This window comes from Sphingomonas sp., from assembly GCF_965200105.1.
Lineage (GTDB): Bacteria > Pseudomonadota > Alphaproteobacteria > Sphingomonadales > Sphingomonadaceae > Solisphingomonas.
This window is the reverse complement of record NZ_CBDATN010000002.1, coordinates 450,750-464,394: the sequence shown is the minus strand read 5'-3', so window position 1 is coordinate 464,394 and position 13,645 is coordinate 450,750. Positions and strand designations below refer to the sequence as shown.

The window sequence follows — 13,645 nt, the reverse complement described above, 5'->3', positions numbered from 1 at the left end:
CAGAGCCGCAGCCAGCGCCATGGCGTCGACCAAGGCGGCAGGTTAGACGGGATCAGCTGCTAGGAAACAGTCGGCACGCAGCACAGAGACGATGCCACTGACGATCTGCCGCACCGGTCGGGCCCGTGGGCGATCGACCGGCCTAGTGGCGGCAGGCTTGATCCGTAGTCTCGGTGACTCTCGGGAACCAGCCGAACCCCGGCCACTCGCCCCTTCCCGTCATGGTCCCTGAGCCGGCGATCTTGTATGGTCACAACGCCATCGGCGAGTAGTCGATGTATCCCTCGGCGCCCTGAGTGTAGAACGTGGACGGGTCGGGCATCGCAAGCGCCGCTGCGGCGGCAGTGCGCTCGACGAGATCCGGGTTCGCGATGTAGGCCGAGCCGAACGCGACGAGGTCGGCGAGGCCGGTCGCTATCGCACGCGCGCCGGTCTTGCGAGTGAAGCCGGCGGAGGCGATGATCGGCCCCTCGAACAGCGCGCGTGCAAGAGCCAGACCGTCGAACGGGTGGCTATAATAATCGTCATGCTCGGCCACGTGCAGATAAGCCATGCCGATCTCGTTCAAGCGTGGCAGGAGATAGCTGAAGGTCGCGACTGGATCGGCGTCTTGGACATCGTGAAAACGGAAGCTCGGCGCGACTTTAAGAGCGACGAACTCCGGCCCGGCCACGCGCGCGACCGCTTCCATCAACTCTATCACCATCCGACAACGTCCCGCCGCATCGCCGCCATAGCGGTCGGTCCGGCGATTAGTGTTCGATGCGAGGAACTGATGCGGGAGATAGCCGCTGGCACCGTGGATCTCGACCCCGTCGAAGCCTGCCGCCACGGCGAATTCGGTCGCGCGACGATAATCCTCGATCGTCGCGACAACCTCGCTGGTTTCGAGCGCGCGCGGCGTGTCGTAGTGACGGCGCGGTCGCGGACAGGAGTAGCTGTATCCACGATAATCCGGATCGGGCAAGACCGCGGAGGGGGCGACGGGCAGGCTTCCGTTTGGGATGGTCTCGCGGAAAGCGACGCGGCCCGCATGCATGAGCTGGACGAAGATGCGACCGCCGGCCGCGTGCACGGCATCGGTGATCCGCCGCCACCCGGCCGCCTGCCCGTCGGTGTAAAGGCCGGGTGTGTAAAAATAGCCTCGCCCCTGCGCTGATGGGTGCGTGCCTTCGGTAATGATAAGGCCCGCGCTCGCTCGCTGAACATAATAGTCGCGCATGAGTGTGGTCGGGATCTCGTCCAGTCCTGCGCGATGACGCGTCATCGGTGCCATGACGATCCGGTTGGGAAGGGTCAGCTTCCCGATGCGCTGCGGCGCCAGCAGGATTTCCGCAACGGACCGTCCTGTCGCTGACCCGTGCGGCTCCGTCGGGAGCGCTCGCTGCGGTTCTTGCACCGTATCTCTCCATTGGTTGACGGGCCGATCGACGAGGCGCTTGCCCCCCGCACGGCGGTCTTCTACCAAGTACCATCTGGAGTACCGCACAGCAATGCACACGCGGCGACACGAGCTGCAAGGAAGGACGGACCGTAGCCGGTTGTTCGCCGAGGTAATTTGGGCCGCGACCCGGTACGTCTGCGAGGTCACGGCTGATCGGGCGCAGCGCTGATGGTGAAACGACCTCCGGACGCCGCAGCCGCGATCCGCGCCGAGTGGCGCGAGCATTGGCGCGTCGGCGTGTCGGTAATGTTCGCTGCAGGCTTCGGCTACACCGTCTGGCCGTCGGTCTCCAGCATGTTCGTGGAACCCTTGCAGCGCAGCTTTGGCTGGTCCCGGGGTCAGATTGCCTTTACCTATTACGGAACGATCCTGGCATCGCTGCTCGCGCCCGGTCTCGGTATGTTGATCGATCGCGTCGGCGCGCGCCTGGTGCTGCTCGTAGCGTTGGCGGTCGTGGCGATATGCTATGGCCTGCTCGCGGCTCTCCCTGCCGGGCTCTGGACGTACTACGCGGTGTCGGCTGTTGCGGGTCTCGCCGGGATGGGCACGTCCGGCATCTCGACGACCCGAATTGTCAACGGGACGTTCAGCAACACGCGAGGCTTCGCGCTCGCCGCCACCCGCGCGGGGCTGGCGATATCGGCGGCGCTGTTGCCGCCGCTTCTGTTCGCCGTCATTAATCTGTGGAGCTTCCGCGCGGGCTTCGCGACGCTCGGCCTGCTCGTCGTCCTCATGCCGTTGCCGCTCGGATGGCTATGGTTCCCACGGCGCGAGGTGGACGCGTCGCCACGCCTGATGGGGTCGCCCGGCCCGTTCTCATCCAGTCGCCTGCTGATCACCGACCGGCGCGTGCTCTGCCTCTGCCTGGCAGCGGCGTTCAACTACGCGCCCGTGTTCGCCATTCTGTCGCAGCTCAAGCCGCTGGGCGCGGCAAAGGCGCTGACCGAGGGGACGGCGGTGCTGGCGGTGAGCATAGCCGGCCTCGCTTCCTTCGGCGGCGCGATCGTCAGCGGTCTGTTGGTCGATCGCTTGTGGGCGCCGGGCGTCGCCTTCGGAGTGAACATCCTCGGCGCGCTAGGCTGCTTGCTGTTGACGAGTCACGCGCCGGGTCCTCTCGTCTTCGTGGTAGGCATCGCCCTGATCGGCTTCGGGCAGGGAGCGGAAATCGATATTGTCGCCTACATCATCGCGCGCTGGCACGGGATGGCGAGCTACGGCTTCCTTTTTGGACTGACGGCGCTCACCATCGCCCTGATCGGCTCGATCGGCGCCATGCTGATCGCCATCGGTTACGACACCTACGGTAACTACCAGCTCGCGCTGGTGATATGCTCGGGAAGCTTCTGCCTGGCCGCGCTACTCTACCTGTCCCTCGGCCGTCCCCCCCTCGGGGTAGACCTCACGAGGTCGGCGACGCTGCCGAAGAGCGGCGCGCTGTAACGCCTGGCGGCGGCGATCATCAGCCGGGTCGATCGATCGATCGAGGAGGCGGCCAAGGCCGTGGCTTGTCCTCTCGATGCGAAGATCGAGACGACGCGACGTCGTTCTTCAGCGCAACGCGCGATTTCCAATCAGGTCAAGCTCATGAGGATGCATGCGGGCACCTCATCGATCCCGGGCAGGCGCCCGATCGCGGCAGCCAGCTCAAGCTCGGCCGATCACCGCCGCCGCAACGAGAGCATGCGGACGGCCTTCCTCACCTCGAATTGGCCCGCAGCGACGCGAAACCGAGTTTAGCGGCGCACGATCACGCGCACCACCATTGAGGATTGATCCGGAAGGACGGCTCGACATTGCTGCCCCACGCCTCGTCTTCCCCCGAGCATGGCGCCGTGCCTGCGTTCGGGTTGGAGCCTGTCTCGCGTTGCCGATCGGGTTGCGGCGGGTCGCCGGTGTGTTTAGCTTCGATCGAGGCGCAGTTGGGATCCGAGCTGAGAAGCCGGTGAATTGGCCGCCGGTGCCCTGGCGCGTGTCATTCATCACTGTTAGCCGAGCTGGAGCAGGACGCATGACAGACCGGAACTGGGGCGCCGCCGCCCCACTTGACTCGATCCGCGGTGAGATCGCCATCACGGGCGTTGGCGAGTCCGCGCACTCGGGCCCCTCGGGGCGCAAGGCGCTTGACATGGCAGCGGAGGCGATTGGGCGCGCGCTCGACGACGCCGGGCTGCGGCCGCAGGACGTTGACGGGCTCATAGTCGCCGGATCGATCGACGACCAGTTCACGCCCGCCCTCTTTCGCGAGTACTTCGGGACGCGTGCCGAGCTGTGGTTCTCGCCTGATGGCGGTGCCGCCTCACGCCTCGGAACCGCGCCCCACGCCGCTGCTCAGGCGGTCCGGCGCGGCGAGGCTAGCGTGATCGTCAACGTGTTCGGGATAGATTGGGCGACGAAGGCGCGCGCCCAGACCGCGAACCCCGGTGACGTCCATCTATTGGATCCGATGAAGGCCGACTTTGAGGCGCCGTTCGGCTTTTATCCCCAGCCCGTCTACTTCGCGACGATGGCCCAGCGCCACGCCTATGAATTCGGAACGACCGATGCCCAGCGCGGCGCCTTCGCTGCGACCCAGCGGCGCCACGCAAACGGTCACCCCGACGCGGTAATGCGCGAACGGCCACTCAGCGTGGAGAGCTTCCTGGCGGGACCGTACCTAATCGATCCGTTGCGCAAGGAGGATTGCTGCCTGATTTCAGACGGCGCCGGAGCGTTCCTGATGACCTCGGCCGCGCGGGCGCGCGATTTGCCGCGGCGGCCCGTGATCGTGGAGGGTGTTGGCCGCGGCATCGCCCACTCGGGCAGCCATATCGCGCAGCAGCGCAGATTCCTGGATACGCCGCACGTCTTTGGGGCTGCTGGTGCCTTCGAAATGGCAGGCCTGACGCCGGCCGACGTCGACGTGCTCGCCGCCTACGATTGTTCGAGCATCACCGCGATGATGCAGATCGAGGATATGGGCTTCTGCCCCAAGGGCGAGATCGGGGCCTTTGCCGAGGAGGGGCGGCTGGCGTTCGATCGCCCGCGCCGGCAGGGCGGACTGCCCTTCAACACTCATGGCGGGATGATGTCGCACTCCTACGTGCTCGGCATCGCCCACGTTATCGAATTGGTGCGGCAATTGCGCGGCGAGGCCGCCAATCAGGTCGAGCACGCGGAGATCGGCGTCTACGGAGGCTATGCTATGTTGGAAACTTCGACGCTCGTGCTTCGCGCCGGCGAGAGGCCGGGCGCGTGAGCGGCGCGGTTGCCGGTAATCCGGGGATGTCGGCGTCGCCAGTACCGCGTCCCGATCCCGAGCGTACGGCGCCATTCTGGCGTGCGGCCGCGCGGGAGCGGCTTGAATTCCCACGCTGTCAAGAATGTGGTCACTTTAACTGGTACCCTGTCCCCGCCTGCGCGGAGTGCGGGGGTGAGGCCCATGTTTGGACCGAGATCTACGCCGCTCCACGCATTTTCTCATGGGCGTATGCACGACGCGCGCTTGATCCGCGCCTAGCCTCACTTGCTCCCTACGCCACCGTCCTGGTCGAGTTCGACGATGCGCCTGGCATCCGGTTGGTCACTCGGCTGGCCGAGGGCGAGCCCGACCTGCTCGAGATCGGGCGATCAGGCCGTATTATCTTCCGCGATCTCGGCCATCCTGCGATCGCGACGGGGATCGTCGCGCCCTTGCTCGCCCTTCCCTGACCACGGCTCGTCAGTGGTAGAAGGCCACGATCCGCGTTTCGATGCTCTTACGTATCGCGTCGGGGCCGGCCAGCGGGTTGACGAACGACGTATGCGGCAATCGGAGCGGCCGATCGGGATCGGTGTCGAACCCTTTGAAGATCAGCTTCTCGTTTACGGTCATGTTGCTGAAATAGTACCATTTATGAGACGGCTTGGGGTAATAGACCACGGTTTCCGAACGCACGACATCACGGCCCGGCGCCTTCAACCGGATCTGGACGACGTCCTCGTCTTCCCGCGCTACCGACCGTGCGTCGCATATCGCGAGAGGCTGGTCCTGGGGCGGCTCGGACCAGACCTGCCAGACGTTGTAGATCGCCCAACGGGAATACTTGTCCGGTACGCCGCCGCTCATGTCACGGGCGGTTATCGCCGAAACCGGGGTGAAATCCGCATGAACGAAACGGGCCGGGTTGTGATCGGTGGTTACGGTATAATCCTCCGGCCGCGAGCGGCCGAAGCGCACATTGCTGCCTAGGCCGGCCGCGGTAAACGCCCCGGTGAGCTCGCAAATGAGCGCTGCCGCCTCACGCGGATAGATGTCCTCGGTCTGCGATCGGTCGAGGAAGTCGGTAATACCGCAGCGATGCGGGATCAGTGCGAAGCCCTCGCGATCCAGGCTGAAGTCGCCGCTGTTCTTCCTGCCGTCGGTAAGGCGCACCTCGACCGGCGCGGTACGCATCGTCGTTTCCTCGCCCGTAAGCGGATCGTACATCATCGTAAGCGAAGGATCATCCGTCGCCGGCGTACGGAGATAGCTTAAGGTGGCAGTAACATCGCCACTGGGCAGTTCGGTCGTCAAAGCCATGTCTCCTAACCCCTACAACGTCCTCGAGTGCAGCCACCATACCTTGACCGGGCGCGAATCGCTTACCCTCCGCAGCATCGTATCAGCTTCCCCCAGGCTTTAAAAACATCCTACTCGGTAGCTGTTCCCCGTGTCGGATGTTAACGTCAGCCGCGACTCACTGGAAGCCGGCGGCGACGTTCGTCTCGGGCTGATTGCCGGGCACGTTTGTGGAGAGGCCGATGTTCGATGTTCTGATCCGGAACGGCATGATCGTCGACGGCACCGGTGCACCCGGCCGCCGGGGGAGCGTGGCGGTGAGTGACGGCCGTATCGTCGGCGTCGGCGCCGTTGACGGTCCGGCTGCGGAGACGATCGACGCCAAGGGTGGGCTGATCACGCCCGGTTTCATCGACATCCACACCCACTACGACGGACAGTTCTTGTGGGATGATCGGCTCGAGCCGAGCTTCTCGAACGGCGTAACGACGGCGGTCGGCGGCAATTGCGGAGTGGGCTTCGCGCCGGTCCGACAGGGCGACCGGACCAAGCTGATCGAGCTGATGGAAGGCGTGGAGGACATCCCCGGCATCGTGCTCGACGAGGGCCTCGACTGGGATTGGGAGAGTTTTCCCGACTATCTCGATCGCCTCGGCGCACGCGCTTACACGATGGATGTCGCGACGCAGATTGGCCACGCGCCGCTCCGCGTCTATGCGATGGGCGAACGCGCTCTGGCCCATGAGAAGGCGACCGACGAAGACATAGCGCGGATGGCGGAACTGACGCGGGAGGCCATGAACGCTGGCGCGGTCGGCGTCTCGGGCTCGCGCATCCTAGAGCATCGCTCGAGCAAAGGGGACCATGTGTTCGGAACCTTTGCAGAAGATCGCGAAGTGCTGGCGCTAGCGCGGGCGATGGGCGAGACCGGGAAGGGCGTGTTCCAGATCGTGCCGCTGGGCGAGTCCGGCGATGCCGGCGGCACGCCGGCGAGCCAGGAGGAGCGTCGCCGGGAGCATGCGCGCTTCGAGGATATCGCCCGCGTTTCCGGACGGCCGGTTACCTATCTGCTCCACCAGTTCGCACATGACCGCGAGGATTGGCATCGCATGATCGCCGCGACCGAACGCGCGCGGGAAGAGGGGCTCGACATCCAGCCGCAGGTCGCGGCCCGTGGCGTCGGCATCCTGCTGCCGCTGGAAGGCTATCACATATTTCGCTGCCGGCCCTCCTATCTTGAGATCGCCCACCTTCCCCGGGCCGAGCGTGCGGCGGCGATGCGTGAGCCGGCACGTCGTGCGGCCATCTTGTCCGAGCCGAACGTCTGTGCGGCGGAGGATCCGGCCTCGCGGAGCCAGTACGAGAATGCCGCCCAGCTTTCTGCGGGATCGGCCACGCCCGAGCGCCTTCTCGCGCTGGCTGAACATTACACCAAGGTGCTGCACGAGTTCTACATTATGCGTGCACCGGGCGATTACGAGCCGCAGGACTCGGCAAGGTTGACGACCGTCGCCGCGGAGGCGGGCAAGACGCTGGAGGAAGCCGCCTATGACCTCTATGCCGAGGGCGACGGCAGCAACCTACTTGTCAACTTCATCCTGAACTATGCCGACGGCAACCTTGATGCGGTCGGCGAGATGCTGGCCCATCCCCTGACCGTGAGCGGGCTCGGCGACGGTGGCGCGCATCTTCAGATGATCTGCGACGCTTCGATGACGACATACCACCTCGCTTACTGGGCACGCGATCGCGGGCGGGGGACGCTGCCGCTCGAACTCATGGTCCACAAGATCACCGGAAAGCCGGCTGAACTCTACGGCTTCGGCGATCGCGGGATTATCGAGGTCGGCCGGCGCGCTGATCTCAACGTGATCGACTTCGATCGGCTTGGTAACGGCTTGCCGTATATGGCGTTCGATCTTCCGCACGGAAGCGCCCGCCTGCTGCAACAATCACGTGGCTACATCGCGACGTTGGTGAACGGTGTCGTCACGCGCCGCGACGATCAGGAAACGGGCGCGCGGCCTGGCAGGCTCCACCGGCTGAACTAGGCTGTGAACATAACAGGGAAGCGGGGTTGTGCGGCGGGGCTAAGGTCTGCGCCTGACTATCACGCAGACGCTGCCCAAGACCCTGAGGCGCGGTCAGCACTACCTTCTGGTGCCTCTCGCGAGGTGTCCGTCCCCCCCCCCGCCACGTCAGCGGTATAGAACCCATACTCTCAACTTTGAACGGCATGGGCTTTCCTTCAGGCTACTATGTGCCTTCGGGCACGTGCGCCGCCGCCAGCCGTGAAGGGTCGGCGGTCCAGCTCTTTGGCAGATACAGTGCCCGGTCGACGAAGGCATGGCCCTTTACCGAGGCATAGGCGGCGAACACGCCGATCTGGCGGTTGGTCACCTTGCCGGCCGACCCCGTGTACTGGCGCGCCACGCCACACGACGCCTTGCCTTGCTTCAGGAATCCAGTCTCATCGATGACCAGCACCGCGTCATCGGTGCCGAGATGGTCGATGGCATAGTCGCGCGCAATATCGCGCAGCGCTTCCGCATCCCACCGCCCGCGCCCCAGGATCGCCTGTTGCCGCCATGGCCCGGCGTCGCCAGCCGCCTCCGCGCGCATCCATCCGGTCTTGCGACGTTCGTCGCCCAGCAACCCGTCGAGGAAGCTTTTCGCCGATGCCGCAATGCGCTCCTGGCTGAACAAGGGCCGCATCCGCGTCTTCACCTCGCGCAATGATGACGCCCATAGCTCCAGCGTCGTCTCAATCGATGCTTCCGTCACCACGACCTCCTCGCCATGGTGGCCCATTGATTCAAAACAGGATCAAAAACGCAAACTGTAATGCTAGATGAGCGGCTCGCGACGATTATTGCTGGACCTTCGTGGAAGCTCGGAGGCCTTGCGGCGCAAGATCCCACAGACTTTTCGTCTTAGTATCGTGCTAGCTTCCGCGGAAGCTTCTGAAGCCGTGCGGAGCTCCTCCAGCCGATGACGATCACCATGAACCGACGTGGGGTGCTCCGGAGCGGCGCAGATATGCTAGTCGGCGTCGGTGCCTGCGGCGTGGGATCTGCCGAAAACGGCCGCGCTTCAGCCGGAGCTCTTAAGCAAGGCTACGGCCGGCTCTGTTCCGAGCTGGCGGACGCTTGGTGGGACATGGGCAGCAACACCTCGGACGCGCTGCCTGGCATCCGATCGACAGACGGGACGGGTGGCTGGAACACGGGTCGGCCGAACTTCAACGATCGCCCGTCGCGCGTGGCAAACGCGTGTGGCGAAAGCTTTTAGCAGGAGGCTCAATTTCTCCACTTCCTGTCGAACGATCGCAAGCTTCGCAACGTCGGAGGACTGGCGGGCCATCTGTACGCCAAGTAGCCGACGGCGCGCATCGTCGCGCAGCCGCGCGACGAACTGGTGAAGGATATCGCGCGCGAGCAGATGAGCGGGCTTCTACAGATCATCGCGACGTAGCAGCACGTCGCGGGAGCCCGTCACCGACGTAAGTGGAGCGGTACGCATGTGGACGAAGCTGCCTCCACCGTGGACTTGGTACGCGGAGCGGTTTGTAGCGGCTATCAGGCCGAACCAAGACTTTGATTATGTCCTGCTCGCCAGTGGACGGTCGACACCATGCGGCGTCCATCGCGGCGTGCGAGTTGAACCACCACGTCGATGACGGATCGGAGGTAATCGAGTACGTCGGCGCGCGATAGATGTCGGTGAAACTGGAGACATCAAAGCGCGAGCTGTTCGATCGCGCGGTCGGGCGTATCGGCATGGATGGTCGTCAGCGAGCCCGGGTGGCTGGTGTTGACGGCTCGAAGAACGTGAAGGCTTCAGGCCCGCGAATGTCGCCGAGGATGATGCGGTCCGGGCGCATGCGCAGCGAGGCGGCGAGAAGATCGTCGGCGGTGACTTTCGGTTCGCCAAGCTCGCCGCGTACCGCGAGCATGCCGACGGCGTTTGCGTGGCGCAGCACGAGTTCGGGCGTGTCCTCGATCAAGAGCAGCCGCTCGGAAGGTGGGATCCCACGCAGCAACGCGTTGACGAGGGTCGTCTTGCCGGTCGACATGCCGAGGCCGCGCGCTTCGAGGACGGTGGCGACGAGCGCCTCTTCGCCAAGCGTGCCGTCGCGCACGGGCGCGACGCGGATACAGTCGGTGAGTTGGCGGCGGCCCTCGCGGGTGGGGTCGAGCACCAGCGTCACGGCGCGTTCCTCGCGCGACAGCACGGCGAAGTCGCGGGCGAGGACGGCTCGGCGGGGGGCGTGTCGGGCTGCTCGACGACTCGGCCGCCGCCGGCATCGAGCGCGGCGAAGGCCTTCCCGGCGTCGCCGGCGAGCATGTGCTCGACCGCCTCGCGGGTGTGAACGTCGCCATGCCGGCGTCCTGGAGCTGGCCGAAGGCGCGTCCCGCCTCGACTGATCCGAGCTGGGCGACGTCGCCGACGAGGACGAGCCGCGTCCCGCGTCGGCCGCGCGGGCGACGAGCGCGTCCATGTCGCGGGCGCCGGCCATGCTGGCCTCGTCGACCATCCAGACCTCGCGGCCGTGCTCGATGTCGTCACCGAGGCCGGCGAGCATCTTGGCGACGGTCATCGGCTTGGCGCCGATCGCGCGGCCGAGCACGGCGGCGGCGGTGGCGGTCGGCGCCAGTGGGCGGACGGCGAGTCCCCGGTCGCGCGCGGCTTCGGCGAGGGTGGCGAGCACGGCGGTGGTCTTGGCGGTGCCGGCGCGGCCCTGGACGCCGGTGACTCTGGCGGCGAGCAGGAGGAGGCCGCGCGTGGCGTCGCGCTGGCCTTGGGTCCAGGCGTGGCCATGCTCGGCCGATCGCAGTTCGGCCGCGGCGACGGTTCGGGCGGCCTTCAGCCTGTCGGCGAGCGGGGCGAAGCGGGAGCGGCCCTCGCGCTCGCCGGCGAGCATCCGTTGCTCGGTGGCGACGCCCTCGCGCGTGGCGAAGCCGATTGCTCCCTTCGCGGCACCGGGCACGTCGCGCGCCACGATGTCGCCGCGCTTCTCGGCGCGGGCGACGGCGGCGAGGGTGTCAATATGGGAGACGCGGCCGTGCGCGGCGTCGCCGGCGGCGCGCCCCAGGACGGCGGCCGGGAACACCGCGTCACACTCGGATACATGCTCGGCGGCGGCGTCGACGGCCTGGTCCGCCATGAACCGGCGCTCGCGCGGCGTCGGGACCGGGAGCCCGGCGGCGCGGGCCTCGGCCTCGGCGACGAGCGCGCGGCGGACGTCCTCCCCGAAGCCGAGCCGGGCGGCCCGGTCGCGCCACGCGGCGACGAGCGCGCGCTGGTCGACGGCCTCCATCGGGGCGCGGGTGTCGAGCGCGACGATGGCCTTCTCGGCGGCGGACGCGGTGGCGCGGGACCGGCCGCGCGCCTCCAGCCGGCCTCGATGTCGGCCGAGCGGGCGGAGAAGGCGTCGCGCACCGCCTGCGGCACGACGTCCAGCTCGAAGGTCGAGTTGGGGGGAGATGGTGACGGCGTAGCCGAGCCGCACTGCGTCGGCGGCGAACGCCTGGTGGTAGACGGCGCCGATGTCCTTCTGGTGGCGGAACAGCGGGCGGCTCTCCAGCGAGCGCCAGGTGCCGTCCGCGCCTTGGATGGCGTTGAGGACGACGGCGTGGGTGTGGGCTTGGGGTGCCGGCTGCTGCCTTCTGGCGGCGCGGAAGCTCTCCAGGTTGGCTATCACCCGATCGGCGGGGGCGCTTTGAGCAAGCGCCCTGAGCACCGGGCAGCATCGCCGTTTCTGTCACGCCATGTTACGGAGCGCTATGACGGGAATGGCGACCGGAAACATCGCGCTCGATACTCGCGCTTCTGGCGAGTGCAATATCTGCGGCTCGCTTACGCTCTTGAAGCAGCGCAGGCAGGCGATCTGCGTCTGCTGTCGATCTGACGCACGCACGCGATTGATGTGGCTTCTGCTGACGAGTCGCGACCTGCTCCGGCGTGGGATGCGCGTGCTTCACTTGGCACCAGAATGCGCAATCGCCGGGCGCCTCGCGGCTCTCGTCGGAGACGGCTATGAGCCAGCTGACATCAATCCAGCCGGTTTTCCAGATGTTCCCGGCATTCGTAAGCTCGATCTAACAGTCAATGCGTCCGCACTGCCTTCGGGGCATTACAATGTCATCATCCACTCGCACGTCATGGAGCACGTCCGCTGCAACGTTACAGCGGTTCTCTACCACCTGCATCGCGCACTTACACCTAACGGGAAACAGGTTTGCTCAATTCCAATAAGTCGCGACGGTAACTATGCCGAAGACCTGTCGTCAATGATCGAGGCTGATGAGGCAGTCCGCTTCGGTCAATCCGATCATGTCCGTCGCTTCGCTGCCTCTGACATTCAACTTACGCTTGGCATGACTTTCCGGCTGCCTCGAGAATACAATCTATACGATGAATTTAGCCCGCAAATTTTGGACCGGTTTGGTATTCACGGTGCAATGCGCACTGGCTGGTCGCCTAGCAGCGTCCTTGTGCTAGGTAAAGACGACCTTTTGCTCACGACGTGACACTGAGCAGCCCCCATTGGGTGGTCCGGGGTGAGTATTAGTCAAGATCACCGACTCATAAAGCGCCCAGATTTGAGCGGCGGCGAATTTGAAGGGCGAGGTAGTTGCCGCTGTCTTCTCGAAGCGGGTGGCGACGGCTCGGAAGTGCCTGAGCTTGTCGAAGAGGCGCTCGACGAGGTTGCGGTAGCGGTAGAGGAAGGGGCTCGAAGGCGGGTCGGCAATTGCGGCCCGGCATGGGCTTGATGTTCGCCCATGCGCCGCACGCAGCCATCTCGGTACGGAGCGCGTCGCTATCGTAGACGCGGTCGGCGAGCAGGATGTCGCCCTCGACCGAGGTGCGCGTCGACACGCTGCCCGTCTGGCTGGCACTGCCCTGCCTGCTCGCTCACTGCCCCGAACGCTGGCCGCTGACGATGTTCTGGGACGCGGCCGCGCAAGAGAATGACATCGGCCGTGCGCAGGGCTGCACCGCCATTTTCAACGGCATCGTGCGGCAGCTGCGTCTGGCTAGGCGACATCCCGTATGATCTCACGGCGGCAGACCTGAGCGCGCAGCTCACGCGTTTACTTTGAGGGAGACGTGGCGCGCGGCGCGGAGGGCCTGTCGATGGCCGGGCGAACCTGGCAGGCCGTGCTGATCGAAGAAGTCCAAGCGGAAACGCCATGTGGCAGATAGCTTTGCCGTGTCAGCCGGTATGGTCGCCTCAGTCGCACCGGGCCGATCATCCGGTGGAGCGCGATCGGTGTCGATCCTGCGCCCGAGCAACGCCGTCTTGGCGGTCGTGAACTCCTCACTGGTAAGCGCACCTGACTCCTTGAGCCGCGCTAGCTGCACTAACCGCGCGATCTTCGTCTGATCCATCGTTCGATCTCCGTGGGGCGGGGAGGAGCAGCGCGGTCACTCGGGCGTGCCGCGTGTGCTCCCGTTCAGCGCTGAAGGTTGGCCAAAAGCGCAGCCTTCTGCTGATCGAACTCGGCTTCGGTGAGCACGCCTTGAGCGCGGAGCTGCGCCACACGCTCGATCATGGCGAACGGATCGTCAATCGGTGTGTCGGTCGGCCGGCGGGCGAGCGGTGCCAGGAGCTTCTTGGTGAGGTCGGTGGCGGCAGCCGTGAACTTGGGAATGTCGGCGCACTATGATGGTCCCGACCA

10 protein-coding genes and 3 pseudogenes are annotated in these 13,645 nt (G+C 65.8%); 7 read left to right on the top strand and 6 right to left on the bottom strand.

The window, feature by feature from the left end:
• Positions 1 to 250 precede the first annotated feature (250 nt).
• Positions 251 to 1,468, bottom strand: a complete 1,218-nt coding sequence (locus ACOFKX_RS03480) for an alkene reductase (protein ID WP_419825692.1) — start codon at positions 1,466 to 1,468, stop codon at positions 251 to 253.
• A 144-nt stretch (positions 1,469 to 1,612) separates the two neighbouring features.
• Here ACOFKX_RS03480 and ACOFKX_RS03475 point away from each other — a divergent pair, with 144 nt between their 5' ends.
• The 4 genes and pseudogenes from ACOFKX_RS03475 (at position 1,613) to ACOFKX_RS03460 (ending at position 5,131) form a co-directional block, all read left to right on the top strand.
• The gene (locus tag ACOFKX_RS03475; protein WP_419825691.1) at positions 1,613 to 2,884 is read left to right on the top strand and encodes an MFS transporter; all 1,272 of its coding nucleotides are present in this window, start codon (positions 1,613 to 1,615) and stop codon (positions 2,882 to 2,884) included.
• A 424-nt stretch (positions 2,885 to 3,308) separates the two neighbouring features.
• Positions 3,309 to 4,679, top strand: a complete 1,371-nt coding sequence (locus ACOFKX_RS03470) for a thiolase family protein (protein WP_419825690.1) — start codon at positions 3,309 to 3,311, stop codon at positions 4,677 to 4,679.
• 26 nt (positions 4,680 to 4,705) lie between these two features.
• Positions 4,706 to 4,852 (top strand): annotated as a pseudogene (locus ACOFKX_RS03465) (zinc ribbon domain-containing protein); the annotation flags it as partial.
• A gap of 147 nt (positions 4,853 to 4,999) precedes the next feature.
• Entirely contained in the window at positions 5,000 to 5,131 is a 132-nt protein-coding gene (locus tag ACOFKX_RS03460) for a hypothetical protein (protein WP_419827428.1), read from the top strand.
• Between the two features lie 10 nt (positions 5,132 to 5,141).
• Here the strand turns inward: ACOFKX_RS03460 and ACOFKX_RS03455 are convergent, their stop codons facing one another.
• Positions 5,142 to 5,975: a CmcJ/NvfI family oxidoreductase gene (locus ACOFKX_RS03455; protein WP_419825689.1), complete on the bottom strand. Its 834-nt coding sequence runs from the start codon at positions 5,973 to 5,975 to the stop codon at positions 5,142 to 5,144.
• Between the two features lie 227 nt (positions 5,976 to 6,202).
• Between ACOFKX_RS03455 and ACOFKX_RS03450 the strand changes: the two genes are divergently transcribed.
• Positions 6,203 to 8,011: an N-acyl-D-amino-acid deacylase family protein gene (locus ACOFKX_RS03450; RefSeq protein ID WP_419825688.1), complete on the top strand. Its 1,809-nt coding sequence runs from the start codon at positions 6,203 to 6,205 to the stop codon at positions 8,009 to 8,011.
• Positions 8,012 to 8,219: 208 nt separating this feature from the next.
• Here the strand turns inward: ACOFKX_RS03450 and ACOFKX_RS03445 are convergent.
• Both ACOFKX_RS03445 and ACOFKX_RS03440 read right to left on the bottom strand, forming a co-directional pair.
• A pseudogene (locus ACOFKX_RS03445) lies at positions 8,220 to 8,761 on the bottom strand (IS701 family transposase); the annotation flags it as partial.
• A gap of 936 nt (positions 8,762 to 9,697) precedes the next feature.
• Positions 9,698 to 11,664: pseudogene (locus tag ACOFKX_RS03440) on the bottom strand (ATPase, T2SS/T4P/T4SS family).
• Positions 11,665 to 11,746: 82 nt separating this feature from the next.
• Between ACOFKX_RS03440 and ACOFKX_RS03435 the strand changes: the two are divergent.
• Positions 11,747 to 12,493 (top strand): methyltransferase domain-containing protein, encoded by a 747-nt coding sequence (locus ACOFKX_RS03435; RefSeq protein WP_419825687.1) that lies wholly within the window; start codon positions 11,747 to 11,749, stop codon positions 12,491 to 12,493.
• A 317-nt stretch (positions 12,494 to 12,810) separates the two neighbouring features.
• Positions 12,811 to 13,020 (top strand): hypothetical protein, encoded by a 210-nt coding sequence (locus ACOFKX_RS03430; protein ID WP_419825686.1) that lies wholly within the window; start codon positions 12,811 to 12,813, stop codon positions 13,018 to 13,020.
• Between the two features lie 29 nt (positions 13,021 to 13,049).
• On the opposite strand, the gene ACOFKX_RS03425 is transcribed toward ACOFKX_RS03430, so the two are convergent.
• Positions 13,050 to 13,355 (bottom strand): hypothetical protein, encoded by a 306-nt coding sequence (locus tag ACOFKX_RS03425; protein WP_419825685.1) that lies wholly within the window; start codon positions 13,353 to 13,355, stop codon positions 13,050 to 13,052.
• A gap of 65 nt (positions 13,356 to 13,420) precedes the next feature.
• Positions 13,421 to 13,519, bottom strand: coding sequence for an SHOCT domain-containing protein (locus tag ACOFKX_RS03420; RefSeq protein WP_419825684.1), 99 nt, complete (start codon positions 13,517 to 13,519; stop codon positions 13,421 to 13,423).
• Positions 13,520 to 13,645: the final 126 nt, after the last annotated feature.

Bases quoted from the DNA above. Each gene is read 5' to 3' on its own strand.
- ACOFKX_RS03430 (WP_419825686.1), top strand. From the start codon at position 12,811: ATGTCGCCCTCGACCGAGGTGCGCGTCGACACGCTGCCCGTCTGGCTG.
- ACOFKX_RS03450 (WP_419825688.1), top strand. From the start codon at position 6,203: ATGTTCGATGTTCTGATCCGGAACGGCATGATCGTCGACGGCACCGGT.
- ACOFKX_RS03435 (WP_419825687.1), top strand. From the start codon at position 11,747: ATGACGGGAATGGCGACCGGAAACATCGCGCTCGATACTCGCGCTTCT.
- ACOFKX_RS03475 (WP_419825691.1), top strand. From the start codon at position 1,613: ATGGTGAAACGACCTCCGGACGCCGCAGCCGCGATCCGCGCCGAGTGG.
- ACOFKX_RS03425 (WP_419825685.1), bottom strand. From the start codon at position 13,355: ATGGATCAGACGAAGATCGCGCGGTTAGTGCAGCTAGCGCGGCTCAAG.
- ACOFKX_RS03420 (WP_419825684.1), bottom strand. From the start codon at position 13,519: ATGATCGAGCGTGTGGCGCAGCTCCGCGCTCAAGGCGTGCTCACCGAA.